General features: G+C 56.2%; 21 protein-coding genes. 7 read left to right on the top strand and 14 right to left on the bottom strand.

The features are described 5' to 3' along the window. Nucleotides 1-38: 38 nt before the first annotated feature. The 4 genes from RTU96_RS14735 to RTU96_RS04035 are packed head-to-tail and all read right to left on the bottom strand — an operon-like array spanning nucleotide 39 to nucleotide 1,550. A complete protein-coding gene (locus RTU96_RS14735) occupies nucleotides 39-515 on the bottom strand; it encodes an XF1762 family protein (RefSeq protein WP_397356405.1) in 477 nt (158 codons plus the stop codon). Continuing rightward, nucleotides 485-1,156, bottom strand: coding sequence for a 3D domain-containing protein (locus tag RTU96_RS04045; RefSeq protein ID WP_312635106.1), 672 nt, complete (start codon nucleotides 1,154-1,156; stop codon nucleotides 485-487). The genes RTU96_RS14735 and RTU96_RS04045 overlap by 31 nt, the downstream gene beginning before the upstream one ends. Further along, nucleotides 1,156-1,359 carry a hypothetical protein gene (locus tag RTU96_RS04040; protein ID WP_293009565.1) on the bottom strand — a complete coding sequence of 68 codons (204 nt, stop codon included), beginning with the start codon at nucleotides 1,357-1,359 and terminating at the stop codon, nucleotides 1,156-1,158. Before RTU96_RS04040 ends, RTU96_RS04045 begins: the two co-directional genes overlap by 1 nt. Further along, a complete protein-coding gene (locus RTU96_RS04035) occupies nucleotides 1,356-1,550 on the bottom strand; it encodes a hypothetical protein (protein WP_312158843.1) in 195 nt (64 codons plus the stop codon). Before RTU96_RS04035 ends, RTU96_RS04040 begins: the two co-directional genes overlap by 4 nt. Nucleotides 1,551-2,588: 1,038 nt before the next feature. Between RTU96_RS04035 and RTU96_RS04030 the strand changes: the two genes are divergently transcribed. Beyond that, nucleotides 2,589-3,326: a S24 family peptidase gene (locus RTU96_RS04030; protein ID WP_312635105.1), complete on the top strand. Its 738-nt coding sequence runs from the start codon at nucleotides 2,589-2,591 to the stop codon at nucleotides 3,324-3,326. A 328-nt stretch (nucleotides 3,327-3,654) separates the two neighbouring features. After that, on the top strand, nucleotides 3,655-4,749 hold the full coding sequence (locus RTU96_RS04025) for a site-specific integrase (protein ID WP_312635104.1): 1,095 nt from the start codon (nucleotides 3,655-3,657) through the stop codon (nucleotides 4,747-4,749). Between the two features lie 289 nt (nucleotides 4,750-5,038). Here RTU96_RS04025 and RTU96_RS04020 read toward each other — a convergent pair whose 3' ends face one another. Further along, nucleotides 5,039-6,307 (bottom strand): HAMP domain-containing methyl-accepting chemotaxis protein, encoded by a 1,269-nt coding sequence (locus RTU96_RS04020; protein ID WP_312635102.1) that lies wholly within the window; start codon nucleotides 6,305-6,307, stop codon nucleotides 5,039-5,041. Between the two features lie 346 nt (nucleotides 6,308-6,653). Between RTU96_RS04020 and RTU96_RS04015 the strand changes: the two genes are divergently transcribed. From RTU96_RS04015 to rpsR, 5 genes are all read left to right on the top strand, one after another. Beyond that, nucleotides 6,654-7,610: a substrate-binding domain-containing protein gene (locus tag RTU96_RS04015; RefSeq protein WP_312635101.1), complete on the top strand. Its 957-nt coding sequence runs from the start codon at nucleotides 6,654-6,656 to the stop codon at nucleotides 7,608-7,610. Then, on the top strand, nucleotides 7,607-8,716 hold the full coding sequence (locus tag RTU96_RS04010; protein WP_312635100.1) for a hypothetical protein: 1,110 nt from the start codon (nucleotides 7,607-7,609) through the stop codon (nucleotides 8,714-8,716). The genes RTU96_RS04015 and RTU96_RS04010 overlap by 4 nt, the downstream gene beginning before the upstream one ends. A 164-nt stretch (nucleotides 8,717-8,880) precedes the next feature. Continuing rightward, nucleotides 8,881-9,177 carry a 30S ribosomal protein S6 gene (rpsF, locus tag RTU96_RS04005; RefSeq protein ID WP_293008561.1) on the top strand — a complete coding sequence of 99 codons (297 nt, stop codon included), beginning with the start codon at nucleotides 8,881-8,883 and terminating at the stop codon, nucleotides 9,175-9,177. A gap of 11 nt (nucleotides 9,178-9,188) precedes the next feature. Then, nucleotides 9,189-9,641 carry a single-stranded DNA-binding protein gene (locus tag RTU96_RS04000; RefSeq protein ID WP_293008563.1) on the top strand — a complete coding sequence of 151 codons (453 nt, stop codon included), beginning with the start codon at nucleotides 9,189-9,191 and terminating at the stop codon, nucleotides 9,639-9,641. 40 nt (nucleotides 9,642-9,681) lie between these two features. Beyond that, a complete protein-coding gene (gene rpsR / locus RTU96_RS03995; RefSeq protein ID WP_293008565.1) occupies nucleotides 9,682-9,936 on the top strand; it encodes a 30S ribosomal protein S18 in 255 nt (84 codons plus the stop codon). Nucleotides 9,937-10,280: 344 nt separating this feature from the next. On the opposite strand, the gene RTU96_RS03990 is transcribed toward rpsR, so the two are convergent. The 9 genes from RTU96_RS03990 to RTU96_RS03950 form a co-directional block, all read right to left on the bottom strand. Further along, the gene (locus tag RTU96_RS03990; protein ID WP_312635099.1) at nucleotides 10,281-11,450 is read right to left on the bottom strand and encodes a hypothetical protein; all 1,170 of its coding nucleotides are present in this window, start codon (nucleotides 11,448-11,450) and stop codon (nucleotides 10,281-10,283) included. Then, nucleotides 11,443-11,976, bottom strand: a complete 534-nt coding sequence (locus tag RTU96_RS03985; RefSeq protein ID WP_312635098.1) for a sigma-70 family RNA polymerase sigma factor — start codon at nucleotides 11,974-11,976, stop codon at nucleotides 11,443-11,445. Before RTU96_RS03985 ends, RTU96_RS03990 begins: the two co-directional genes overlap by 8 nt. Nucleotides 11,977-12,137: 161 nt before the next feature. Further along, nucleotides 12,138-14,504, bottom strand: coding sequence for a phosphoketolase family protein (locus RTU96_RS03980; RefSeq protein WP_312635097.1), 2,367 nt, complete (start codon nucleotides 14,502-14,504; stop codon nucleotides 12,138-12,140). A 223-nt stretch (nucleotides 14,505-14,727) separates the two neighbouring features. Further along, on the bottom strand, nucleotides 14,728-15,726 hold the full coding sequence (locus RTU96_RS03975) for a ribokinase (protein WP_312635096.1): 999 nt from the start codon (nucleotides 15,724-15,726) through the stop codon (nucleotides 14,728-14,730). A 621-nt stretch (nucleotides 15,727-16,347) separates the two neighbouring features. Continuing rightward, nucleotides 16,348-19,608: an S-layer homology domain-containing protein gene (locus RTU96_RS03970; protein ID WP_312635095.1), complete on the bottom strand. Its 3,261-nt coding sequence runs from the start codon at nucleotides 19,606-19,608 to the stop codon at nucleotides 16,348-16,350. A gap of 358 nt (nucleotides 19,609-19,966) precedes the next feature. Then, nucleotides 19,967-20,389 carry a hypothetical protein gene (locus RTU96_RS03965; protein ID WP_312635094.1) on the bottom strand — a complete coding sequence of 141 codons (423 nt, stop codon included), beginning with the start codon at nucleotides 20,387-20,389 and terminating at the stop codon, nucleotides 19,967-19,969. Between the two features lie 167 nt (nucleotides 20,390-20,556). Beyond that, complete coding sequence (locus RTU96_RS03960; RefSeq protein ID WP_312635093.1) at nucleotides 20,557-21,777, bottom strand: diguanylate cyclase domain-containing protein; 1,221 nt, start codon at nucleotides 21,775-21,777, stop codon at nucleotides 20,557-20,559. Between the two features lie 34 nt (nucleotides 21,778-21,811). Next, nucleotides 21,812-22,342, bottom strand: coding sequence for a 4-vinyl reductase (locus tag RTU96_RS03955; RefSeq protein ID WP_312635092.1), 531 nt, complete (start codon nucleotides 22,340-22,342; stop codon nucleotides 21,812-21,814). 10 nt (nucleotides 22,343-22,352) lie between these two features. Further along, nucleotides 22,353-23,807 (bottom strand): HD domain-containing phosphohydrolase (locus RTU96_RS03950; RefSeq protein WP_312635091.1); only part of this gene is annotated, 1,455 nt, incomplete at its 5' end.

Genomic DNA, 23,807 nt, shown 5'->3' with positions numbered 1-23,807 from the left:
CCGCTTATAGCAGCGGGTGCAGATGAGGTAGTGGGGTTTCATGAGGATACCTCCCTTGACCATCGGTTCTTCATTTCTTCCGGCGATATGTAGTAATCCCGATGGCGTGTTCCAGTCCACGCTACACCACCAGCCATCCCCTCGAACGTAAAGTTAGAAGCTCTTAGGGATGCGCCATTTTCGCTTTCAAGGGTGTAAGTGACTATTCGCTGATAGCCCATCCCCTTTGCAATACGGCAGCAGGCTCCGTACAGTTTGGAGCAAGCGTTATAGGTCCCGTCAGTGCAATTTCGGTAGATTTCCAACGTTGTGCCGTTATCTGATCTTCGGGCCGTCGGCCTCCCGCAGATCGCTACACCGCACAACCGATCGCCGTCGTAGCAGGACACTGCGAACTTACCGCCGACCGGTGGGATATTGTGCCGGTGATATAATCTGACATATTCCCGCGCTGGCTTTAGATGGATCGGCTTTATAGTTAAACTCAATCCGTCTTCGCCTCCGTTCCCACCCACCACACCGTCAAACTCTGCCGCCCGCACTGGATGGCGTAATCGTAGTCCGGGGTGTAAATATCAATTGCATTCCCCTTCACACCGGTGTCCGTGGCCCAAAGCTGCTCCACTGTGCCGTCCGCGTACCGGACAAATACATCGGAGTACAACGGAATCACGTCGGGGTCCACGGCGCAGGTAAGGCCCTCTACCACGGGCAAGCCCGAATATGTAATGCCATAGGCCGGGTCCCCCGGCTGCTTGTTGCAGGTGTCTGATGTGTACCATGTCACCGTGCAGTCCTCAATCACATTGGCGCATTCCAGCAAAGCCGCTTCAATCTTTTCGTTTTCAAAGTCCTCCGGCGCCACCGCCACAATGGGAATGGATTCAATAGGAGACTCCCCCACCGGCGCGGCGTCCGCCCTAACCTTGAGGGTCAGGCACAAGGCCACAGCCAGCACCACTGCAACAACAGCCAGCCATATACACCGCTGCCGCCACTGTCTTGCAAGGCGGGCCTTTTCGCGGGTCCGGCGGCGCAGCTCCGTTGCCTTGTCATCGCTGATGCTGTGCAGCGCCGCAACAAAGCGGCAGTCCTGTTCCAGCTTGTCCATGCGTGCAGTGAGGTTGCGGGCGTACTTTTCTGATTTTTGGCTCATTACTTCTCCTTCCTTGCCATGCACCGGGCCAGTGTGGCAACGCTGATATATCCGTTGAAAAACGGGAACATCTTGCCTACCGTCGCATAGCTTTTGATTCCGGTAAATTCCATCGTCTCTTTGATATTCAACATCTGACGACCTTTTGAATACTCAAGCACTTGTTCCAAATTGTCCCGGTAAAATTCTGATTCCCTGCTCATGAGGGCTCGTCCTCCTTTCGTCCCGCCGTTACCGGAAACCATTGCAGATGCTTGCAGGGGCGGCTGCAATGACGGCGGAACAGGCATCGCTTTCGCCGAATGTATGGGTAGTTCATGCCCCGCTGGTGGAAGTCGCACCACGCAACTGCATCAGGTGGGGTCCACCCGGGCCTGTACTGTTTCTTTTTCACAAATTTACCTCCAATTAATTGGCATTGAACATTTATGGGGAAAGGTGTAGAATTATGGTAAATTTTGGGGAGGTGTTGGTTTGCGATTTACGCGAAAGAGAATCCTCAGTGGTATAATTGCGGCTCTCATATTGGTGGGAGCTTCCAGCGCGTCTTACCAAGCAGGTGCAGACGCTGGACACGATGCCGCATACACGGAAGGGTATCAATCGGGTGAAACCGCTGGACGTGATTCTGGATACCAAGAGGGCTTAGCGGTTAGCTACGACACGGGATACGCCGAAGGTAAGAATGCCGGATACGATGAAGGAATGGACACTGGTCACTCTGCGGGGTACGACGAAGGTCTTTCTACGGGCAAGGATGCCGGATATAAGTCGGGCTATGCCGCAGGGGTGATAGACGGAAAAGCATCCGTCAAAAGTAGCACGACTACCTCTGCCAGTAACACCGCGTCTACGAGCAAAGCGGCCCAGACCACGGAAGATACTAAAACCGTAACTGTGTATGTAACCAAAACCGGAGAGAAATACCACCGTGACGGATGCCAGTATCTTCGGAAAAGCCAAATAGCTATCTCGCTATCCAGTGCTAAGTCCCAAGGGTACACGGCCTGTTCCAAGTGCAGTCCGCCGAGATAAAGAGGTTTCTTAGGAAGGAGGCTTAACGGCCTCCTTTCTTGATTAAGATTTGAGTTTTTCTGTTCTGGCCCCAACGCGGAGTAGGTAGCGCATGATCTGGGAGTTTGTCATATCCATAAAGCGGGGGTCTGATTTGAGGGTGGACAAGGTTTCTTCAAGATCTCGGGGAAGCGAAAGTGTAACGCGCTTCATATTAGTCATATAAGTCCCTCCAAGTGTTGCACTTTAAATATTTAATCACCAGTGATGTACTAATTGGAGTATACTACAAAAAGTGCAGCACTTTCAATTGACATTTCAAACATAAAAGTGCATCACTTTTAGTCATCACTGTGTCTCTTTTCTCTTTACAAAGTGGTGAACCCGTGATACAATGCGCACATGGGAGGTGCAAAGCATGGCGACCGAAAAAGCAAGATACACAATTTCTTTAAGTGATAAAGAATTAGATATTGTAAACAAATTCAGATTTAAAAGTGGAATCAACTCACAAAGCAAGGCGATACTCGAACTTATGAGGGAAGGAATTAGCACTCTTGGGATCAGTCAAGACCAAGGAAAAGAAAGCGCCTCCCCCTATTCAGGAGAGGCGCAAAAATTGGCAAAAGATTATGACAGCTTAGACAATTGGGGTAAACAGGCGGTTAGGGATTTAACCGATGTGGAGATAGCACGGGTTGCGGATGAATCGCGATTCTTCCAAAATGCAGAATCTGAACAGGAACCCAAAGTTATCAACCTGTTTCTGGAGCCCGCTGCCGCAGGAATCGCAACCCCCCTGGTCGGACAGGACTACGAGCCTTACGAATTGGGCCCGGACGACCCGGCGGGCGCGGCGTTTGCGATACGCATTCAGGGGGATTCCATGGAACCGCATTTTCCGGACGGTTCAATGGTGTTTGTAAACCACGACGCGCTGTCCGACGGAGATATCGGCGTTTTTTGCGTAGATGGTGGCACCGTCTGCAAGCAATACCATTATGACAGAGTACTTGGGATTACGTACCTATTCTCCTTAAATAGAGATCGGGCCGACTGCGATGTTGTAATTACAAATGAAAGTAATCAGTCCCTTGTTTGTCAAGGCAGGGTCATGACTAAGAAAAGATACCCTTTGCCAAGCGTGAGCTTGTAATGCTCTCTGAGGCACAATTTGATTTGTTTCTTCACACGGTGGATGCGGTGTCAACGTTACCCCAGCGTAGGTATCCAAAGGCCGTACGCTATACGTGCCCTGTCTGCGCTGGAACGGCTGAAATCTATATGAAAAACTCACTACGCGGAATATCCAGATGCGCATCCTGCCACATAATTATGACTATCGCAAAATAAAAAAGCACCGTCCCGGCGCTACCAACACCGGGACGGCAAGAGCAGATTTTTCAAGGGGGATTTATCCTTGGGGCCTCTGCGCCCCTATATTATCACAGTTGCGACGCGATGAAAAGGGGGATTTTATTACTATGGCGAAATACTATGTACGCCCTGATGGACTTCATGAGTCGATCAAGACCATCAACGGCAAGCGAGTACCCTTTCGTGGCAAGTCTGACCGCGAGGTAGATCGGAAGATATTAGCCTACAAGGAAGTCGCAAGCAAAGGTAGGAAAGTCAAGGACATTGCAAAAGAATGGGAGACCGCCCACGAGAGCGAAATTTCGGAGAGCACCCGCCGGGTTTATTCTTACGCTGTGGCTCGTCTAATAGCATCATTGGGCGACAAACATGCCTCTGAGGTTGCACCGCAGGACTTGCAACGGCAAATCTCCGACTTTTCAAAAACGCACAGCCGGAATACCGCTCAAATTGAATTGGCGGTAGTAAAAATGATATTTGATTCTGCCGTGGTTTCCGGGGATGTCGCTGCCTCTCCCGCGGACAAAGTACGGCTTCCAAAGCACACGCCGCCCCCGAAACGGCGCGAGTCCTTGACGGATGAGCAGGAGCGGGCGCTAGTGCTTCTGGAAAGCCACAAGAAAGATGCAGACGTGTCACTGGGGTACTTTCTCATGTTTACCGGCTGCCGCCGTGGCGAAGCTCTAGCCCTGTCTTACAGCGACATTGACCGCAAAGCGGGCTGCATTCACATCACCAAGAAACTGTCCTACACAGGGCAAGTCCCTGTCTTGGAAGATCATCTGAAAAGCCGCAATGGTCGGCGAGACATCCCGCTTCTTCCGTCTCTGGCGGCGCGCATTCCTAAAAACCGAATCGGGCTGCTGTTCCCCGGCAAGGACGGTGGCTTTATGCGGGCCTCTGAAATTCAATCTTTGTGGAGGGCCTATTGTCGGGAGGCAGGGCTGAATGAAATCCAACAGCTTGATAGTGGAGAACTCGTAGAGACATTTCCTATCACGCCTCATTGTCTCCGGCATAGCTTCGCCACAATTTGCTATGAAGCTGGAATAGACCCCCGGCAGGCGGCTGAGATCGTAGGAGATACGCCGCAGGTTCTGGAGGCCGTCTACACGCATCTGCGAGACGGACACAAGCGCAGCGCGGCGGACAAGCTGGCGGAATACGTGACTGCACTGGAACAGTCTATTCTAAACAGCTAATTTTTCACTGTGTAGATTTTTAGATGTTTTTAGGTTTCACTGTGTATTCTCTGTGTCGTATATGCTTTAAGATTATTTCAGAATATTGCAATCACGCATTTTGAAGAAACGGTGATGCCCCTTGAAAATACAAGGAATTTTCAGACAAGTACAAAATCATTGAAAAAATTGCAACTCACGCAGATTTAAAACTTTTGTAACAAACCCTGCTTTTTTGCTTAATATCTGACCGGTATTATCATACTTGCAAGGGTCCGTTCTTTTTATAGGCGTTTTGTGAGAAACGACGTCAATTCGCCCTCAGCTTGAAGGTCTGCACCAACGACTTCAGCTCTTCAGCCTGCCGATAGAGGGTAACCGTTGAGGTAGAGCTTTCCTCCGTCGCGGCGGAGTTGGCCTGCACCGTGGCGGACACCTGCCCGATTTCGTCGTTGATGGCGGATACGCCTGCGGCCTGCGCCGCCGCTGCGTCGGCAATTTTTTCCGCCAGATCCGCCACCTCATGGATGCCGTCCACAATTTTATGGAACGCATCGGCAGTTTCCCGGGCAATCCGCGTGCCGTGCTCAATCCGCTGAACAGAATCCTTCACCATGTCGGCAGTCTCCTGCGCGGCCTTGGCGGAGCGCGCCGCCAGATTGCGCACCTCGTCCGCCACCACGGCAAAGCCCTTGCCGTACTGTCCGGCCCGCGCCGCCTCCACGGAGGCGTTCAGCGACAGGATATTGGTCTGAAACGCGATAGTTTCAATCGCTTTCATCACGCCGGAGATATTCGTGGAGGAAACACTGATTTCGTCCATCGCCTCCAGCATCTCGCTCATGTGTCCGCTGCCGTCCTCCGCATCGTGGCTGACCTTGTTGGCCTGGGTGCGGGCCTTCGCGGCATGCTGTGCGCTGAGGTCGATGTTGGATTTCACCTGCTCCACCGCCGCCGCCAGCTCTTGAAGGGAGCCGGCCTGTCGGCTAGAGCCCTCCGCAAGGCGCCCTCCTGCCTCTGAAATCTGCCCGGCCTCGACCGCGATTTCACCGGAAGCCGCCCGGATGCGGGAAAGCATCCGGCTATTGTTCTCCGCAATGTGGTTCAGCGCCATGCCCAGCACGTCCTTGTCGGAGTTCAACGCCACCTGCGCGGTCAAATCCCCTTTGGCAATTGTTTCGGCGGCCTGTGCCTGCCGTCTGGTGCTCTCCACCATGGTCTTAAATGCCTGCATCAGCCTGCCCACCTCATCGTTGGTAAGCACCTTTACGTTGGCCGACGTATCTCCCTGAGAAAGCTGGGTCGCAATGTCGTTCAGGATTTTCAGAGGCCGCGTCATGCTGCGCTCAAGCCGACTGCACGCAATCACACTCAGCACAATCGAAAGAATCGCCAATGCCCCCCCCCCGCCGGAAAAGCCCGCCATAAAGCCCGCTGAAACACTGCCCGCGGCATGCAGACGCACCATCACGGCCACGCTGATTAACGTAATCAGTACCGTGACGAGATTGACCGCTCCAAACCCTACTGCTAACCGCCGATGAAGCGCCATTGAATTCTGCTTTTCCCGGTTTTCCATGCAGCTTCCCTCCCATTATCAAATCTGCACCCATTATATCGTCATTTGGTGACAAAAGCTACAATAATTTTCCATAATTATATAAATTTTTTTCTTTCCTCAAATAAAAAGTTTTTTACTGCTGTATGTTGTTTCATTTCACTGAATTTCCGAAGCATACCTTTTTGATCTCTATGCAAAACTGGAAACCCGTTACCAATTTGACATAACTTGTTGCCGCTTTTTTGTGCATTTTAAATGCTTCTTGGCTACAATGGCTTTAGAATGGGTATTTTTGTACCTTTGCCGTCCGGCCAGCAGAAATCCGGCGCGACCGCCGCCAAATATCAAGGAAGGAAGTTTCACGATGAAAAACCGTCTTGTCTCTTGGCTCCTGCTCGCCGCCGTTCTGGCGCTTTCTGCCTGCGGCGCCCCCGGTGCATCCTCCGATCCCTCCGCTTCCGCACCTTCCTCCTCCGCCCCGGCAGAGTCTCAGGCGGAGCAGTTTGCCTTTACCCGGGAAAACTTCCCCAGTCTGGACGGCTCCACCTCCACCGTCCCGCTGGCGCAAGCCATCGCCAGCGTCCTTTTGGGAGAGACGCGGGATGAGGTAAGCGACCTGTTTAACTTTTCAAAAACCACCCAGTCCTATCGGATGCTGATGTGGAGCGACGGTGAAAGCACCGATTTGCTTATTGCCGCCGAGCCGCCAGAGATCATCTGGCAGGAGAAGGAGGAGCAAAACTTCCAGTGGCAGATGGAGCCCTTCGCCATTGACGCGCTGGTATTCGTGGTCAATGCGGACAATCCGGTAGACAGCCTGACCACGGAGCAAATCCAAAAAATTTATACCGGTGAAATCACCAACTGGTCCCACGTGGGCGGCGACGACCTGCCCATCATTCCCTTCCAGCGCAACGAAGAAGCCGGCAGCCAGACCGCCATGAACAAGCTGGTGATGAAAGGCCTTCCCATGATGGAGGCCCCGTCGGATTACGTCCGGGGCGAAATGGGAGATTTGATTGAGGCCGTTGCCGCCTATGACGACTCCCCCTCCGCCATCGGCTACACCATGTACTACTATGCCAACGACATGAACATGGCCGACGGCCTGAAAATTCTGGCGGTGGACGGCGTTGTCCCCACCGGGGGCACCATTCGCAGCGGCGACTATCCTTTTTTGAACAACTACTACGTGGTCTGCGCAGAGCACCCCACGGAGGCCACGCAGGTACTCTATGACTGGATTCTCTCCGACGAGGGGCAGAATCTGGTGGCCCACGAGGGCTATGTCCCCGTCACTGCGGCGGAGACGGCGAAATGAGCCGCGCGCGGATTGTTGCAAGCCTGTCTGCCCTAATGCTTCTGGCAGGCTGCGGTGCGCCGGGTTCCGATTCCAAGGAAAGCCCGGAGCCGGTCTCCCCGGTATATACAGACTGGTCCAAGCTCACACCCTACAAGCCTGCCGCGCCGAAACCTCTTTACAGCCGGTTCGCGCCCTATCAGGGCGATACCCTCACCCCACGAAGCGATTACGGGGTTCTAATCCCCTATCTGGGGGCGTCGCTGTCCGTCAGCAACTATATTACAGACAGTCTGCCCCTGTATGGTCTGGTCACCACAGACGGGCGGGTTGTCACAGAGCCGGTCTACGCAAATATTTATACCGTCTCCCGCTACACCCAGGGCCGTTCCGCCGCGCCCTTTCTGCTTCTGCAAAAGGGCGATCCGTCCGCCGGGACGGGCAACGGGCGGGATTCTCTGGCCGGGGAGTTCTCCTGCACCGTGGCCGCCACGGACGGCCGCTGGGTGCGGGACTTCGGCATCGCCGGGACAGAATATGTGGATGAGGCCCATTTGGCGGTCGTTCAGCCGGACAATTCCGTCACCGTGCTGGACAAGGACGGCAAAACCGCCGCCTATTTTTCCGGAGATGCCATCGCGCCCTATCTGCGCGCCTCCGACTCCCCGTATTTCGGATACGAGGGCGGCCCTTCCCTTGCCTCCAAGGACGGCGTGCTCTATGTGGAGGGCTTTGACACCGCGCTGGAGGACTGGCGCCCCTTCTGCTATTTCAACCTTGCCGACAGCTCCCTCAGTCCCGACCCGCCGGAAGGCTTTGACCCGGAGTGGCCGGAGTGGAGCGGCGGCGGCAGCGACGGGCACGGCCGCAGCCCCGTCACGGACAACGTCACCGGCGAGCTTTACTATTTCACCCGCGATGATTCCGATTCTGCCGCCCCCAACATGCATATTCTGGACAGGGAAAAGCAGTCTCTCCTCTCCATCAGAGACGACGGCTCCATGTTTTACGAGCCTTCGATCTGGAACGGCCTGTGCGCCACCGTGCAAGACGGCGCGTTCTGCTATTACGACCTCGGCTCCGGAGAATGCGTTTTCCGCTTTCCCCTGCGCTCCAACATTGGCTGACCCGCGCGTTCGCGTATGCGGCGCTTGGGAAGCCAATCGGGCTGTTTTTAAATATTTCTTGACATTTGACCCCTTTCCTGTATAATAATAGGGCTTGCAGTCTGCAAGCATATCCTTGCCCCCATCCTTGAATGGGGGCCATATGTCCAAAAGGAGGTGCAAAAATGGCAAAAATTACCGCCAATTACGAGGTCGTCTACATTATCGACCCTGCACGCAGTGAGGAAGACACCGCCGCTCTGGTGGCGAAGTTCAAAACCCTCGCCGAGCAGAATGGCTCCAACGTGGAAGTCGAGGAGTGGGGCAGCCGCAAGCTGGCCTATCCCATCAGCTTCAAAAACGAGGGCTACTACGTGCTGATGACGTTCAACAGCCCCGCGGCTTTCCCCCGTGAGCTGGACCGTATTCTCGGCATTACGGACGGCATCATGCGTTCCCTGATCGTCTGCAAGGGCGAATAAGGGGGCAGGATATGCTCAATAAGATTATTCTCATGGGCCGTCTCACCCGGGACCCCGAGCTGCGCCGCACAGGCAGCGGCACCGCCGTGACTTCCTTCTCTCTGGCCGTGGATCGGGACTTCAAGTCCCAGAGCGGTGAAAAAGAGACGGATTTCATCGACATTGTCGCCTGGCGCACCACCGCAGAATTTGTGAGCAAATACTTCACCAAGGGCCGCATGGCCGTTGTGGAGGGCCGCTTGCAGCTTCGCGACTGGACCGACAAGGAGGGCGGCAAACGCCGCTCCGCCGAGGTCGTGGCCGATAACGTGTATTTTGGGGATTCCAAGCGCGACGGAGAGTCCGGCGGCGGTTATCACGCTCCGGCCTACGGTGCGCCCGCCGGAGGACATGCTCCGGCCCCCGTGGACGCCCACTCCGATTTTGCTGAGATCGGGGAAGAAGACGGCGAACTGCCGTTCTGACCGTCTGTCAGCGCCATTTTTGTAAAAGGAGGAATTTATCATGGCTTATGATCGTGATTCCAGACCCTCTCGTCCCATGAACCGGAACAAGCGCCGCAAGGTTTGCCAGTTCTGCGCGGACAAGACGGAGTTCATCGACTATAAAGACGCCTCGAAGCTTCACCGCTTCATCTCCGAGCGGGCCAAGATTCTGCCCCGCCGCACCACCGGCACCTGTGCCATGCATCAGCGCGAGCTGACCGAGGCCATCAAGCGTGCCCGTCAGATTGCTCTGCTGCCCTACGTCACGGACTAAGACCTCAAGCGCTTTCCGTGACCGGGATTGATTGAATAAGCGCCATTGTCTTCGGGCGATGTGTCAAAAAACCGGCTTACGCCGGTTTTTTGCATGATACGCCGATTTTTCGTGGGCAAGGCAAGAGGCTGAGGAATTTACTTCCTCAGCCTCTTCAATTTTATATTTACCCCGATTACAGGAATAACGCATAAAGCCGCAACCCATCAAAGCGATTCAACCACATCTCCGGGCGGGATGTCGCTTCCCATTGCCCACATGCTTACGGAAATCAGGTTTTCTCAAGCTAGGCGAAAAATGGGAAATACCCGGCGCTTCGCGTCGGTTTTGGCTCTTCTCTGTTTTTATTTTGCTTCCGTCAGGTCCAGCGAATAACCGCAGAACTGGACAGAGGCAATCTGTTCCACATTCAGCGGTGCGTTAAATTCCAGCGTCACCTGCGCGCTGCTCCCGGATGCATCACTTCCGCTGCCCACGCCGCAGAACAGCCACGGGCCGTCCAGCACCCTCCCATCCTTCAGCGTCACGGAATAGTCGGTAAAGTCAAACCTATCGGCCGCAGGCGTTTCCGAGGAAAAATATAGGTTCATGGAAAGAGGCGAATATTGAACGCGCTCCAGAAGATACTCCGTCCCGCTGATAATATAGTTTTCTCCAACCAGCGCCGTGCGGGCGTATTTTCCGCCGTCCTCCAAGGGGATATTCAGTGTCCAGTCCCCCGTGTACAGCACCGTATCCCCCGTCTCCCAACTGCTTTTCACCAGATTGTGCAGATTCAGCGTATAGATCCCCGCCTCGATGGTTTCAGTGCTGTTGGTATTGAAAATCAGGCAGAACTGATTGCTTGCCAGCTCCACGCCCAGCTCCTCCCCCGTGTACCGATAGCTGCTGCCGTGAACCGTGGCGTTGTCCGTGATGCTTCCACCCACGTCGCCAAACATGGCTTGCCACAGGACCTCCCCAGTCTCGTCCTTCTCCCAAACGGTGTCCAACTGCTTGCAGGTCACCCGCAGAGCGGTCATAGACATGTAACCGCCGGATACCGCGTCCAGCAGCTCAACGCGCAGCTCGTCCGTCTCCAGAATGATGCCCAGAGCCGCGCCATCCGTCTTGGCAAGCTGGGACATGTCGGCAACACCGGCGTCCAGCCCCAGCTCCTGCCCGAAGAAGTCAAACATACGGGTAAAAAACGCCCCACCAGTCAGGGAATACGCCAACGCGGAGCCGCCCAGCAGGGCCGCAGCAGCAGCAGCCATCACCGCCCGCGTCATATGCCTTCTTCTGACACGCACCTCACCGGGGCTTGCAAACGCGCCGTTTTGAGAGGGCTCCTCTCTGTCCCGCAAATACCGACGGCAGTAACCCTTCGGGTCCGCCAGCATCCGCTTGAGGCGACGGCGCTGCCGCCAGGACATCCGGGGGGCTTCCTCGCTCTCCAGAGCCTGCTCCCAGTCCTCCCGCAGGGCCTCCATCAAAGCTGTTGTCAGGTGCTCATCCAGATTCAGCTTACTCACAGACGTACCCCTCCTCTTTCATGGACTCAATCAGCATCTGCCGCCCCCGCGCCACGCGGGTTTTTACCGCGCCCTCGCTGATGTGCAGCTCCCGGGCGATCTCCGCATGGCTCCACTCCGTCAAAAACCGCAGCTCCAGTACCCTGCGATAGGTGTCGGGCATTTTTCGGATGATCTCCACCAGCGCACGGAAGCCGCCCTCTTCCGCAGGCACGGCGGGCACCTGCCGCTGCACTTCTTCATCCATGGGCAAATCCCGCCTCTCCTTTCGTAAAAGGTCCAGCGCGGCGTTTTTCGTCACCGTCACGACCCAGTAAATCCGCCGTTCCTCCGGCACTGCCTTTAAATCGTCAAAATGCTGGATAATCTTCAAAAACGCGTCGTGAACCGCGTCCTCCGCCTGCGCTTGTGAGGGCAGAATCTGCCGCGCCACACGCATCATCCTGTTGTAGAACTGCTGATAGACCATGGCAAACAGTTCCCTGTCGCAATCCTCGTCCATCACCACAAAATAAATCGGCAGCAAGCTTCTCCCCCTTCCCTCGTTTTCTCTTTGTCATATAGACGTGCTGGGTGTCCAGAACGTAACAGCGCAAAGAAAAAACATTTGCCTTTCTTTCGACAATGAGCCGCCGGTTCTGCGATTGGCAGAGCCGGCGGCCCGGTAATTACTTCTTCAGCGGCCTCTTACCCGCGCCACTTCCAGTCGCGGATTTCCGGAAGGTCCTCGCCGTATTCCCGGATATACTGGCCGTGCTCCACCAGCTTGTCGTTCATCTCCTGAATGAGATGGGCGCTGCGACCCGTCAGCTCCGGCAGATACCGCAGCACGTTTTTCACCAGATGGAACCGGTCCACCTCGTTCTGTACCCGCATATCAAAGGGAGTGGTGATCGTCCCCTCCTCCTTGTAGCCGTACACATGGATGTTGCGGTTGTGGCGGCGGTAGGTCAGCTCATGAATCAGGGTGTGATAGCCGTGGAACGCAAAAATGATGGGCTTATCCACCGTAAACAGCGCATCATACTCCGGGTCGCTAAGCCCGTGAGGATGCTCTGCGGCGGGCTGGAGCTTCATCAAATCCACCACGTTTACCACCCGGATTTTGATGGACGGCATCTTTTCCCGCAGAATGGTCACCGCCGCCAGCGTCTCCAGCGTCGGCGTATCGCCGCAGCAGGCCATCACCACGTCCGGCTCGCTTCCCTGATCGCTGCTGGCCCAGTTCCAGATGCCAACGCCCTGCGTACAGTGCTTCACGGCCTGCTCCATGGTCAGCCACTGGGGCCGGGGATGCTTGCTGGTCACCAGCACGTTCACATAGTCCCGGCTCTTGATGCAGTGGTCGAAGCAGCTAAGCAGGCAGTTGGCATCCGGCGGCAGGTAAAGCCGCACCACATCAGCCTTTTTGTTGGCGATGTGGTCCAAAAACCCCGGGTCCTGATGGGTAAAGCCGTTGTGATCCTGCTGCCAGACATTAGAGGAAAGAATCAGGTTCAACGAGGAAATCGACTCTCTCCAGGGCAGCTCATTGCAGGTTTTCAGCCACTTGGCGTGCTGGGCGCACATAGAGTCCACAATGCGGATAAACGCCTCATAGCTGGCGAAGAAGCCATGCCGCCCGGTGAGGAGATATCCCTCCAGCATTCCCTCGCACATATGCTCGGAGAGCATGGAATCCATCACCCGCCCGTCGGCGGCGAGGAATTCGTCCCCTTCCACTGTGGCGCTGTTCCAGCTTCGGCCCGTGACCTCGAACACCTTGCCAAGGCGATTGCTCATGGTTTCGTCCGGCCCAAAAATACGGAAGTTTTTCGCGTCGGCGTTCAGCCGGAAGGTATCCCGCACATAGCCGCCCAGCTCGATCATGTCCTGCGCTTCCACCGCACCGGGGGCGGGGACCTCCACCGCGTAGTCCCTAAAGTCCGGCAGCCGCAGGTCCCGGCGGAGCTTCCCTCCGTTGGCGTGGGGATTTGCACCCATGCGGCGCCCGCCCTCCGGGGCCAATTCCTCAAGCGCGGAAATCAGCCGCCCGCTCTCGTCAAACAACTCCTCCGGACGGTAGCTCAAAAGCCACTCTTCCAGCATCTTCAGATGCTCGGGCTTCTCCATGGAGATAGGCACCTGATGGGCACGGAAGGTTCCCTCGACCTTTTTCCCATCCACTTCCTTAGGCCCTGTCCAGCCCTTGGGCGTCCGCAGCACGATCATGGGCCACGCTCTGGAAGTTGTCTCCCCGGCCTTGGCGGCGGCCTGAATGGCCTGAATCTCGGACATCACCGTATCCAGCGTATCCGCCATCAGGCGGTGCATGGTCATGGGGTCGTCTCCCTCCACAAAGTGGGCTTTCCAGCCGCAGCCCTTGAAATAGCTGTCAATCTGCTCATGGCTCATCCGGGCAAAGAGGGTGGGATTGCTGATTTTATAGCCGTTCAGATGAAGAATGGGCAGCACCGCGCCGTCGGTGGCGGGGTTCAAAAACTGGTTCCCAAGCCACGAGGTCGCCAGCGGGCCTGTCTCCGCCTCGCCGTCGCCCACGGTGACAGCCGCGATCAGACCGGGGTTGTCAAACACCGCGCCATAGGCGTGGGACAGGCAATAGCCCAGCTCGCCGCCCTCATTGATGGAACCCGGCGTCTCCGGCGCCACATGGCTTGCGATGCCGCCGGGGAAGGAAAACTGCTTGCACAGCTTTTGCAGTCCCTCCATATCCCGGCTCACGTTGGGGTACACCTCGCTGTAAGTCCCTTCCAAATAGGTGTTGGATACGAAGAAGTTGCCCCCGTGGCCCGGCCCGGAGAGAAAAATCATGTCCTGATCGTACTGCTTGATGATGCGGTTCAGGTGGACGTACACGAAGTTCTGCCCAGGGACAGTGCCCCAGTGGCCCACAATTTTCTTTTTAATTTGATCCGCGCGCAAAGGCTCTCGCAGCAGGGGATTCTTCAACAGATAAAGCTGCGCCGCAGACAGGTAGTTTGCCGCCCGCCAATAGGCATCCATCTTTTTCAGGTATTCCTCTGTCAACGGCTGTTTTTCCATGTATTCGCTCATGCTGAAACCTCCATTCATTCATGCCGCCCTTGCGGCTCTTTCTCCTGTTGGCCCATCGGGCACAAATTGTTATGAACACATCATTTAGATGGTCATTCCAAGTTTTCTCCAAAGATAGCCCTTAATACAGCATCGCGGGGCTTCCCTCTGATTAAATCAGGGACGCGCCAAAGCAGTCAATCTTGCCGCGCCGCCCCACCTTCGTAAGTCCAAAGTCCCGTACCTATCGCAGTGCGTCCAACTCCGAGATGTCAAACCCACTGTACTCCCGCTCCCGCATCAGGGCCTGCACTTCCTCCAATGTAGGGAGAGACGGCATGGCTCCCATCCGGGACACGGTGATGGCGGCGGCGTGGGCGGCAAAGGCCAGCGCCTGCTCTCGGGGCAGTCCGGCGGCCTGACCGGTGCAGAAGGCCGCCACAAAAGAGTCTCCGGCGGCGGTGGGGTCCTTCACCTCCGGCATTTTCACGCAGGGGGTATATGCAATTTCGCCGGAGCCTGCCACAACAGAGCCGTTTTCGCCCAGCGTAATCATCACGTTTTCCGCCCCACAGCGAAGCAGCGCCGCCGAAACCGCTTCCACATCTTCCCGGTCAACGCCACGTTCGTCCACCCGTAGGGGCAGGCCCGTGAGGAGCGCTGCCTCGTGCTCGTTGGGCGAAAGATAGGTGACGCAGCGCAAAAGTTCCTCCGGAAGCACCGCCGCCGGGGCGGGATTCAGCATCACTGGTACTCCCGCCGCTTTGGCGTACTGCGCCACGGCTATATTGATCTCCATGGGAATCTCAAGCTGAAGCAGCACCAGATCAAAGTACCCGATTTCGTCTTTCAGCCACGCCACCTGCTGGCATGTTGTAGAATAGTTTGCCCCGGGAACCACTGTAATACGGTTCTGCGCGCCGCTTTCCGTGATCTCCAGAAGAATGTGCGCAATGCCGGTGGCTTTGGCTGGGTCCTTCAGCACCCGGCTCACATCCACGCCGGAGCGCTCTGCCGCGCCAAGCAACTCCCGGCCGAAAGCGTCGTCTCCCACCTGTCCCACCATGGTGACTTCCGCGCCTAAGCGGGCGCATTGAACCGCCTGATTTGAGCCCTTCCCACCGGGTGCGGTACGAAAATCGGTCCCAATGACCGTCTCTCCCGCAGACGGCGCTCTGGGCGTGGACGCAATCAAATCCATCATAAAGCTGCCAGCCACCAAAACCTTTGGCCTTCTCAGCATAATCTGGCTCCTTTCCATGCGTTTAGTCTTACGCAATCGTTTTCTATTCCAGATACTTACATCATACGATACTCCGCAGAGAAATGCAAGAGTGAAGCTTTGAATTTCCTTCTCCGTCGCGACCTGTCATTCGGCAAAAAGGCCGCCGGAAACCGGCGGCCCATGGGCAGAGTTCGGCCCCGGGCGGTATGGCGTCCGCCCGGGGCCTTTCATGAGGGAAAACAGGAAATAAAGGAAAAGAAAGGAAACGGAAGCTTTTCCGCTGTCCGCCCGGTGTCAGCCAAACCGGGGAGTGAATACGCAAATTGCACATCCAATGTGGAAAAGACTCCTAGCCTGTCAGCGACAACCTTTCGCGCCGTGAGAGGTCCTTTGCCCCCATTTGCATCGGGCCATCCGGCGTGTTCGATTAGTTATAACTAACTGCACATTTAAAATACCACGGACAGCCAGTTCTGTCAACCCCTAAATTTATATTTTCCCAAAATATTTTTCAGGGGACCTTTTTTCCTGTGCCGATTTCTGCGGTGCATCCTTTCAACGATGCTTTCCATAAAAACAACGCCCCCACCGCCGCGTTTCATGCGGCGGTGGGGGCGCTTCCGCTTATTTTGGCCTGCCCTATCCCGCCCGGTTCATCCGCCATACAACAGCGGAAATCTGGCCCCGGGTCATGGTATTTGCGGGCTTAAAGGTGCTGGTTCCGTTGGAGAAATACCCCTCCACAATTCCGGCAGCGCTGAGCGCCTGCACGTAGACGTCGCCGGTGTCCGTAAAGGGCTTTACGCTGGAAAGACTGCTCAGGTTCAGCTTCATGGACTTGGCGGTAATCTGCGCCACCGCCAGACGGCTGATGGGCCGGTCCAAATCGCTTTCCTTCACACCGGTAAGCAGCCCGTCGGACTTGGCGCGGGAGAGATAGCCGCTGAAGGGATGCTTGCCGGTGGGAGACTGCGTCTTATAGTCCGCAGCCAGCATGATCAGCTTCAGCGCCTGCCCATAGGTCACGGTTTTGTCCGGCTTGAAATAGCCGTCAGGATAACCGTCGATGACCTTCGCGTCGCTCAGCTCCGCCACATATTTATAGCACCACACGGAGGAACCAACGTCTCCATAGCTCTTGAGCCCGCTGACAATCCCCAGGCAGAATCTGCCGCTGGTAATGGCCTTGCCTGCGCTGTTGTACGCCACGTAGGGCATCTCCACCGAGCCGGTGAATCCCGAGGCGGGCATAAAGCGCAAATCCCCGATTCGCCCGCTGCCGGAGCTGCCGGAATAGACATAGCGGCTGCCAGTCGCGGCCCTGACGGAGCCGGTGCCCACGTAAACCGTCCCCTGCCGGGAGGCGGGCAGCTCCAGAAACTGGAGACTGGACATGGAAGAGCCGGAAGCCGACGAGGAAACCGCTTTGTAAATCGCGTCCGCCGGGAAGGTGACGGAGGTGTTCATGGGTGTGGCCCCATACACGTCCTGCACAATCGCACTGTTGACGCTGATGAGAATGGTGCCCTGCGCGGTGCGGTTCCCGCTTCCGTAGGCGGTGAAGGGAATCGTGGTGCAGTAGTTGTTTCCGGTGGGCACATATGTCAGCTCACTCAGCGCGTACTGACTTGCCCCGGAGGGGCTGAAATACAAAAGCTGGCTACCGCAGTTGCCGGTGGTAAGCTTTAGACCTGTTGTTCCGTAACTGCTGACACCGTAGTAATTGTAGTACAGCGTCCCGGTGTCCGGCACACCCCCAAGCTTCACAGATTGGAGCACGGAGCCGGAATACGCCTGATTCATAAACCGGGCGATGTCGTTGGGGTTAATCTGCACATTGGTTCCACCGGTGGTATTATACCGGATATCCCCCCGGAGCACGGTGTCCTCCGCCTGAATCTCCAGAACCCCGTCCACATAGCGGCCTGCGTCGTAATAGGCCCGGAAGGGCAGCCGTATGCTGTCGCTGAAGCTGGAGGAGGTCACAAAACTCATTTCGCTGAGAGGATAGTCCCCGTATTTGGAGTTATCCACATAATAAATATAGGTGTTGTAATTATTCTTGTTGAAGGCGGTTTCGCTTCTCCCGCCGTAATTGTAGTACAGCAGTCCGTCCGTCTGGTCATAGGCGGAGGTGGTCAAAAAGGTGACAAACCGAAACTCGTAGCCCGACTGGCCATTTTGAAACACGCGCCTAAAATCGCCGATGTCCAGTGAGACCGCCTCACCCGGACTTGCCTTATAGGTAATTGTCTCTCCGGAACCGGCGCCGTTGATTTGAATTTCCATCACGCCTTCCACATACCGGCTGTTGGAATAATACGCTCGGTAATTGACGGTGACGGTTCCCTTGGACGCGCCGGAGGCGGCTAAAAAGCTGAGGTCATCAATAGGATAGGATCCGTAGCTGGAGCTGCTGTAATAGTACGAATAATCATCCACGTCGGAAAGGGACAGCTCTTTCCGGTTAGATCCCCCATAATTATAATAGAAGGTTCCGTTGCCGGAGGAGGAGGCTGTGACGGAGGTGAATTCCACCCAGCGGACTGTATCGGAATAGCGGGACTGATACGCCCTGTTAAAGTCCGCCCGATCCATAGACACCCGCTCTCCGGGCTGCACCGTATAATTGATGGTGGTGCCGTAGTTGCTGCTGCCGTTGCTGGTGATGGAAAGAGTCCCCTGAACGGTGCTGTATCCGTCTGTTGCGGTATAGGTCACGGAACTGGTCCCCCTCGTGCCGGAGGGCACAAAGTATACGCTGGCGATGGGATAGCTCCCCCCGCTGTATGTATAGGTCCGGGCAAGATCGGTTCTGGAGCTGTTGGCATACAGCATTCCATAAGAGGAGGTGGACATGCCGGAGAGCGACACATTCACAAAATTCCGACCTGTCAGGCCCGAAAACACGCTGTTAAGCTTGCTCTGGATGGAGGAGCCCACGGTGGTCTCTCCCGTCCCGGTAAGGTCCAGCGCCGCGCTCTGATTCGCGGCACTCAGAGAATAAACCGCGTACCACACAATGTTCGCCGTCACCTTCGTTGCCGCCACTTGGGCGGAGGTATAGACGGCCTGCCCGAAAAAGGGGGCTGCGGTGCCGGGGTTAGACGTGGTCCAGCCCCTGAAGCTATACGTGCAGTTGGCCGCGCTTCTGGAGGGCGTTCCGGGCACGGTGGCAAGCCCGTCCTTATTGACGCTCTGAGGCGTACCATAGGTACTCCCGGCGTTGATAAACGTCACGGTGTATTTTGCGGAGACGGGCAGCCCGCCCCGCATGCACACGTCGCATACCCCGTCGTTATTCGCGTCCACATGGGCCACCTTGGCGGAGGTACCGTTGCAAGTTGTGCATCTTTGCCAGTGATAGGTGGCGTCCGAGGTGTAGCTTGCCTCGTAGGTGTGGGCGGCCCTGCTGCCCGGATACTCCTGCCCGCACACCGCGCAGGGATGCCAGTGCTCCGTGTCGCTGTACTTCCATTCCCCGGACAGGGTATGGGGCAACGCGGGGACAATTTCCTCCCGCTGATATCCGCAGCCGTCCATGCAGGCGTAATAATTCTTTCCTGCCTGCGCGCAGGTCGCCGGGATAGAGGAGGTCACCGTCTGCGACAGATGGTGCACCTGACTTTCAATTTCGTATCCGCAGACTCTGCAAACCTTGTGATGGGTTCCGTTTCCCGCATCCTGCCATTCGCCTTCCTCATGGGCGCCCACGGCGGTTTTCTCGGTGCAGTTGGGGTCCGTGCAGTCGTGCCAGTGCTCCGACTCATTTTTCGACCAAAGACTGCTGAAATTATGCCCCGGCGGAGGATCGTCTGCCGCAGCGGGGATGGCGGTTCCCGCCAGCATCAGGGCCGCCAGCAAAAACGCGGGCAGCTTCTTCTTCCAAAACGCTTTCATGTTTTCCCTCCATCGCACGCATTGCATACTTTTTCACCATACTTATCTCTTAAGATAACGGAAAACGCGCATTCATTCATGAACAAATTATGAACAAACCGATGATTCCGTTTTCTCAGGCAAAATATTTTCCTTAAGACGGGCGCGTTTTGCAGCCGGATAAACCTCAAATGGCCCCGAAACTGCTGGGTCAAAGCGCTTCTTCTAGGCCCTTTAAAACAGGCAAACGGAGGTCCGGGCGTATGCCCGGACCTCCGTTGATGGGTTCTGTGGGTTTTACCGTCTCGCTTCTCCGGAACCGTAAGGCGGGTGGGAGCGACTTCAAAAATCACAGCACTTCCGGCTTATGAGAGCAGCTTTACTCCCCGCTGGGCCTTTCCTGACCTAATGCACTGTTCATCATCAGCAAAAGCTCCAACACACTACGGAAGCTCTCTTCCCTGCGGCCCTCCAGCCACCGGACGGAGCCCTGCCAACTTGCGTTTTGGCGAAATAAAATTCGCAGACTGAACGTAGCCGCGCGGCCCTGCTCCGGGCCCGAAGCCGTGCCCGCCAAAGGCGGCTCCACCGAAGCGAAGGTGCGCGTACGCGCAAAAGGCTCCGGAAATCTTGTATCGTCCAGCAATCTCTCCATCTCCAGAAGAAATTGCATCACGCCGCGAAACGCAACGGGCTCCTCAAGCCCCGGATTGATCAGCCGCCCTCTCCACGCGCCGTCTGCGCACTCGTCCACGCAAACCACGGTGTCGCAGTACCGGCTATCCCACCGCTTGTCCTCCATATTTGTGCCACGTTCCTTCCTCTTGGACTTTTTTAAACTTGCTATATTATAGCATCAGGAGGTTACAGTAATGGTTACAGGGTTTGTTTAGAATTTCATCCTGTAATAAATATTATGTAAAATATTTTGGAGCGGAATACGCCCATACCCCACCGTAAAAACCGGAATTATTTCTTCCGCTTTCTCTGCCGCAGCTTATAGGCCCGCTTGTATTCGTACATTTTTTCATCGGCGGCGGCCAGCAGATCCCCCGCCTGCATGGTGTTATCCGGTCCCACCGAAATCACGCCGTAGCTCATGCTGCGGTCATAGTCCGCGCCTGCCGTCACAAGACTGCCGCGAAGCTGCTCCATGCGCTGCGCCGCTGCCTCCGCATCCCATTTTTCCACAAGCAGCATAAACTCGTCCCCGCCGATGCGGCAGACCACCGCATCCGGAGAGAAATTCAGCATGGCCCCGGACATGGCCATGATATACCGGTCGCCCTCCTCGTGGCCGTACCGGTCATTGACCTGCTTCAAATCGTCCATGTCGATGAAGCAAAGGGCAAAGCTCCGCTTCTCCGCAATCCACTTCTCCAGCGTCTCCATTCCATACCGCCGGTTGTTCAGTTGGGTCAGCGTGTCAAAATTTGCAATATTCTGAAGCTTCCGCATTTGCTCCCGCTCCGCGCTGATGTCGGCCAGCACAAACGCCATAGCATTGTACTGGTCCCAGCGCAGGGGATGCACCGACACGGAAAAATTCTGTGTCTTGCCGCCGTCCGCCGGGAGCTCCAGCTCCGTCACATAAATGTCGCTCTTTCCCCGCATGGCGTTTGTCTGCCGCTTCAGCCACGCAAGCAGCTCCGTCGCGCCGTCATCGCTGACGGGAAGGTCGTTCGACGCGTTACTGACAAACAGAATATCCGAGGTATCCGCATCGGTCACAATGATCTGCTGTTCGATCTGCTTCGCCAGCATTTCGTAAAGACTTCTGCTCTGCATCATGGTGCGGATCTGCTCCAGGAGAACCGTCCTCCGCCGGCCAAGCTGCTCAATCATGGTGTTAAAGGCGTCGGAGAAGTCCCCCATAAAGTCCACGCGCTGACGGTAATCGCCCATGGCCACCCGCTGGGTCTGCCACGTCAGGTGCCTGAGGGAGGCGTGGAGCGCTTTCAGGGGAGCGGCCAGCTCATTGTCGGGTCGGGGCAGCTTTACATTCAGATTCCCCTTGGAAATGGCCTTGGCAAGTCTCGCGTTGTCCGCCAGACAATTGCAGAAAGCAACCATACTGTTTCCAAGTTCCTGAAATTCCTCCGGCAGCTCCCCCACGTTTAAAACGGCGCTCTCGGGGTCGTGCATCACCTGTTTCAGATATCCCTGCAAAATCTCCGCCGCCGAGTTCATACATCACTCACATCACTTTCCATGCCGCCCCGGCTTAAACCGGCGTTCCCCGGAAGCGGCACACCCGGTCGCCATTGGCCCAGCAGTCGATTTCCCGCACGGTGTACTTTTCACCGGTGTACGCCTCCAGAATCCCCTCGATAAAGCCCTCGTCGTAGTAGCATACGGTTTCATTGGTGACGGGAATGCCGCTGCAATCTAAATCCTCCGCCACCGTCAGCACAATCTCCCCGGTGTCCTCCACATAGCTTTCCATCCGCAAGATGCCGATTTTCAGCTCTTTGAGCGCCTTTTGCAGGTCCGCCATCAAGCCGCCGAACTCCACTGTCAGGTCCAGCACATGCTTCGCAAATTCCGCGCCCGCCAAATAGCCCGCCTGACGAAAGTAGGCGTTGGCCTGCTGGGTGCCGCACTCCCGGCTCAGCACATCCAGCATGGTATACTGCATCAGGCGATAGACCAGCACCGGCATATCCATGCCCAAGTCTCTCCGTCCGCTCTTGACGTCGCCCAGATTCTCCCACTTGAAACAATTATGGGTAGGCGGTTGTTTCTCCGTGTTCATCAAAATCCCCCTAAGCCTGCGGCCCGTAAAATAGATCCCCGTATTCCTCTTGCAGCACTTCCAGCATCAAGCCCGCCATCTGCGGGTCAAACTGCGTGCCCATATTTTCCCGAATTTCCGCTGCGGCCTGCTCTACAGTGACAGCCGGCCGATACACGCGCTTGCTGGTCATGGCGTCATAGGCGTCCGCCACCGCGAGAATCCGGCAGGCCATAGGAATTTCCGTCCCTTTCAGCCCCCGGGGATACCCCCCGCCGTCCCAGCGCTCATGGTGGGAAAGAATCATCTCCGCCACGCTGGAAAGCTCCGGCGTCGCCTGCGCGATGCGGAAGCCGATCTCGGGATGCCGCTTCATCTCATCCCATTCCGCCTCAGTGAGTGGCCCCGGCTTTCTCAAAATATCGGGATTAACGCCCACCTTTCCCACGTCGTGCAACAGGGCAAGGAGGGACAGCTCGTCCATCTCCTTGGAGGAGAGCTGAAGTTTTTTGCCCATGGCGTGGCAATATTTTTCCAGCCGTTTGGAGTGCTCCTCCGTTTCGTTGCTCTTTTCGTAGAGCGTTGCAAGCAGCGTGCTGATGATGGCGTTGCGATAGCTCTTTCCGTCCAGCAGCTTCTGCTGATACATGTATTCCTCCGCCCGCTGCAGCGCGGTCTGCACGGCGGTGTCGGCGTCGTCCTTGCACGCACACCCCAGCGACAGGCTGAGCGCCAGACTGCTCCCCTTGATTTCAACCTGAATACTTCTGATGCACCGGATAACCGCCTCCGCTTCCTCCAGCCCCTTCCCGGGCATAAGAATCACAAATTCGTCTCCACCCAGCCGGGCGACAAAATCGCCCCTGCCGCTGCACTCCTGCATCATCTTGGCCACACTTTTAAGCAGCGCGTCCCCCGCGCTGTGACCAAACACGTCGTTGGTGATTTTGAGGCCGTTTACATCTGCCATAATCACCGAGACAGGAACCTCTCCCGCCGCGTCCATGCGGCTCATCGTCTCTTCAATGTACCGGCGGTTATACAATCCTGTCAAAGAGTCGTGATAGCTCAAAAACTCAATTTCCCTGCTGTGGGCCTTTTCGCTGCTGACATCCCGGAACACCATCACAACGCCCATGGTATCCTGACGCTCATCCCCGCGGATAGGAGCGGCGCTGTCGGCAATCGGAGTAGGTCTGCCCTGCCGGTCCACCAGCTCCGTGTGATTGGCAAGGCCCATTACCAGCCCCGTCTCCAGCACCTTTTGCACCGGATTCTCCGCCGGTCGTCCCGTCTCCTCATTGCGCAGAACAAACACCTCTGAAAAGGGCCTGCCCAAAGCCTGTCCGTCCCCCCAGCCCGTCAACCGCTCGGAAACAGCGTTCATCCCCGTGATGATTCCCTCTCGGTTTGTGGTGACCACGCCGTCGCCGATGGACTGGAGCGTGGTGCGCAGCAGCTCCTTCTCCCGGAGTAGCTCCTCCCG

It is taken from the genome of Oscillibacter sp., assembly GCF_032018205.1.
GTDB lineage: Bacteria > Bacillota > Clostridia > Oscillospirales > Oscillospiraceae > Oscillibacter.
Note: the sequence above shows the minus strand (reverse complement) of the source record. Positions and strands in the feature narration are given on the sequence as shown.

Bases quoted from the DNA above. Each gene is read 5' to 3' on its own strand.
- RTU96_RS04000 (WP_293008563.1), top strand. From the start codon at position 9,189: ATGCTCAATAAGATTATTCTCATGGGCCGTCTCACCCGGGACCCCGAG.
- rpsR (WP_293008565.1), top strand. From the start codon at position 9,682: ATGGCTTATGATCGTGATTCCAGACCCTCTCGTCCCATGAACCGGAAC.
- RTU96_RS03965 (WP_312635094.1), bottom strand. From the start codon at position 20,389: ATGGAGGACAAGCGGTGGGATAGCCGGTACTGCGACACCGTGGTTTGC.
- RTU96_RS03975 (WP_312635096.1), bottom strand. From the start codon at position 15,726: ATGCTGAGAAGGCCAAAGGTTTTGGTGGCTGGCAGCTTTATGATGGAT.
- RTU96_RS03980 (WP_312635097.1), bottom strand. From the start codon at position 14,504: ATGAGCGAATACATGGAAAAACAGCCGTTGACAGAGGAATACCTGAAA.
- RTU96_RS04025 (WP_312635104.1), top strand. From the start codon at position 3,655: ATGGCGAAATACTATGTACGCCCTGATGGACTTCATGAGTCGATCAAG.
- RTU96_RS04010 (WP_312635100.1), top strand. From the start codon at position 7,607: ATGAGCCGCGCGCGGATTGTTGCAAGCCTGTCTGCCCTAATGCTTCTG.
- RTU96_RS04020 (WP_312635102.1), bottom strand. From the start codon at position 6,307: ATGGAAAACCGGGAAAAGCAGAATTCAATGGCGCTTCATCGGCGGTTA.
- RTU96_RS03960 (WP_312635093.1), bottom strand. From the start codon at position 21,777: ATGAACTCGGCGGCGGAGATTTTGCAGGGATATCTGAAACAGGTGATG.
- RTU96_RS03955 (WP_312635092.1), bottom strand. From the start codon at position 22,342: ATGAACACGGAGAAACAACCGCCTACCCATAATTGTTTCAAGTGGGAG.
- RTU96_RS03970 (WP_312635095.1), bottom strand. From the start codon at position 19,608: ATGAAAGCGTTTTGGAAGAAGAAGCTGCCCGCGTTTTTGCTGGCGGCC.
- rpsF (WP_293008561.1), top strand. From the start codon at position 8,881: ATGGCAAAAATTACCGCCAATTACGAGGTCGTCTACATTATCGACCCT.
- RTU96_RS04015 (WP_312635101.1), top strand. From the start codon at position 6,654: ATGAAAAACCGTCTTGTCTCTTGGCTCCTGCTCGCCGCCGTTCTGGCG.
- RTU96_RS04030 (WP_312635105.1), top strand. From the start codon at position 2,589: ATGGCGACCGAAAAAGCAAGATACACAATTTCTTTAAGTGATAAAGAA.
- RTU96_RS04040 (WP_293009565.1), bottom strand. From the start codon at position 1,359: ATGAGCAGGGAATCAGAATTTTACCGGGACAATTTGGAACAAGTGCTT.
- RTU96_RS04045 (WP_312635106.1), bottom strand. From the start codon at position 1,156: ATGAGCCAAAAATCAGAAAAGTACGCCCGCAACCTCACTGCACGCATG.